The sequence below is a fragment of the Devosia sp. genome (assembly GCF_036676215.1).
Taxonomy (GTDB): Bacteria; Pseudomonadota; Alphaproteobacteria; order Rhizobiales; family Devosiaceae; genus Devosia.
This window is the reverse complement of record NZ_JAKFDJ010000227.1, coordinates 1-2,243: the sequence shown is the minus strand read 5'-3', so window position 1 is coordinate 2,243 and position 2,243 is coordinate 1. Positions and strand designations below refer to the sequence as shown.

General features: G+C 62.2%; 1 protein-coding gene and 1 pseudogene. Both read right to left on the bottom strand.

Annotated features, from left to right (window positions below; genetic code table 11):
• The coding region (locus tag V6M52_RS19455) for a methyl-accepting chemotaxis protein (RefSeq protein ID WP_332702648.1) at positions 1-1,716 on the bottom strand (1,716 nt) is incomplete at its 3' end.
• Between the two features lie 151 nt (positions 1,717-1,867).
• A pseudogene (locus V6M52_RS19450) lies at positions 1,868-2,243 on the bottom strand (methyl-accepting chemotaxis protein); the annotation flags it as partial.

Sequence of the window (2,243 nt, the reverse complement as noted above, 5' to 3'; positions counted from 1 at the left end):
CATGGCCTCGAGCTTGCTGGCGGCATCGAGCACCAGCCTGGAGCCACCCTTGACCTCGCCCGCCGACTGCTCGATCAGCACCTTGACTTCCGATGACGCATTGGCCGCCGATTGTGCCAGCCGGCGCACTTCCACCGCCACCACCGCAAAGCCCTTGCCGGCATCGCCTGCACGCGCCGCCTCAACCGAGGCGTTGAGCGCCAAGAGGTTGGTCTGGAAGGCGATGTCGTCGATCAGCCCGATAATGTTGGAAATCTTGCCCGACGACTGGGTGATCCGTTCCATGGCTTCGGTCGCCTGATGCATCACCTGCCCGCCCTCTTCGGCGGTGCGGGTCACCGTCGAAGCCACCGTACTGGCTTCCTTGGCGCGCTCGGCATTCTGCAACACCGTCGAGGCCAGCTGCTCCATCGTCGCCGAGGTCTCCTCGATCGTCGCCGCCTGCTTGGTGGTGCGTTCGGAGAGATCATTGGCGCCACTCAGAATCTCGCTCGTCGCCGTCTTGAGGGTGCGCGATGTATCGCGCAATTGCCCCACCACATCGGTCAGTTTGTCGGCCACCGCATTGATGTCGGACTTCAGCGTGGCGAAGGCACCTTCATACTCGCCCTCCATGCGCTTGGTCAGGTCGGTATTGGCCAGCGCCCCCAGTACGGTCCCGATCTCGGACACGCCCTGATTGAAGTTCGAAACCAGCGTATTGACGCTGCCAGCCAGCCCGTTGAGTTCTGGATCGGGAAACTCCGTTGTCACCTGACCGCTGAAATCGCCAGCAACGGCGGCGTCCACCACCTGACCAAAGGCGCTCTGCAACGCGCTCATCATCTGCTGCCGGTTTGCCTGATCAGCGATGATCCGGGCAGCCTCGGCCTCGGTCATCTCGCTGACGCGCAAGCCGTTGTCGCGGAACACTTCCACAGCGCGCGCCATGTCGCCCAACTCGTTGCGACGCTCGACGAACGGCACCTCGGTGGCATAGTCGCCGTCGGCGATCGCCTGCATCGCGCCTGCAATGCGTGGGATAGGCCGGGTCAGCTGGCGTGAGACCAGCAGACAGATGCCGCCCAGCACCACCAATAGCACCAGCCCCACGCCGAGCATGCCGGGCAACGATCCATTGGCCGCCGCTTCCGCCACAGCCGCATCGCTACCTACGAAGAAGGCGCCCAGCGGGTTGTTCTTCAAGTCGGTAAAGGGTTGGAAGGCTCCGTGGAAACGAACGCCTTGCATGATCACTTCACCAAAATAGGGTTGCCCTTCCATGAGTGCCGCATGTTCGGCCGAGGCAGGGTCGATGGCAAAGCCGACGGCCCGCTCACCGTCGGGCAGCTCGAAACTGGTGGATTTCGCCATGAACTGCCCGGTGGCCGCGTCCAACCCGAAGATGGCCGCCGCTCCCTTGGTGATCCGGCTCACCGAATCGACGGCGGCAGTGTCATGGAAAAATGGAAGTGAATAGGCTTGGAAGGCGGCAATATCGCCATTCTCCGCCCAGGTCAGCACCGAACCCGACAGCCGTTTTTCCAGGATCGTGCCAGCAACCTGCAGATTGGCTGCTTGCTGACTGACACTCTGGTTGACTGATTGCCGGCGCAGATCGACGTAGCCACTAACTGTATAGGCGGCGATGGTGACGACGATACTCATCAGCACCAGGCCCGAAATGGCCGTTGTCAGTCTGATATTGCCCCAAAATCCAGTGCTGTTCCGCATCATCTGCTCGCATCCCCCGGCCAAGCTGACATCTATTTGCGCGCAACTATAGTCGTGGGACCTTAACGACCCATTGATCTTGTATGGTAGGATCGCGCGCACCAAACAATCAGGGCGCCCAACGCCCCGGGATAGCTCGTCAATGGCGGCTGAACTAGAACTCGCTCCAGTCCTTGTCGATCGCGGCATTGCCGTGACTGAGATAGGACTTGGCGACGGACTTGAGCTTTTGCTGCAGCCCGCGGGCGCCATCGGCCACGCCCTTGGCCGGGGTGGCGGGGGACGGTTCGCTCCGGGCCTGCCGCCGCTGGGCTGGGGCCGTTTCGGTGATGGCGAAGATATCGACAATCCTGTCGAGTTCGGTGGCCTGTGCCTCGGTCTGTTCGATGGCCGCGTTCATCTCTTCGACCAGCGCCGCATTGTGCTGGGTCATCTCGTCCATGGTGCGCACGGCCGTGTTGACCTCTTCGATCGCGCCGGCCTGCTCGCGGCTGTCCTTGGCAATGCCGCTCATCAGCTCGTTCGAGGAG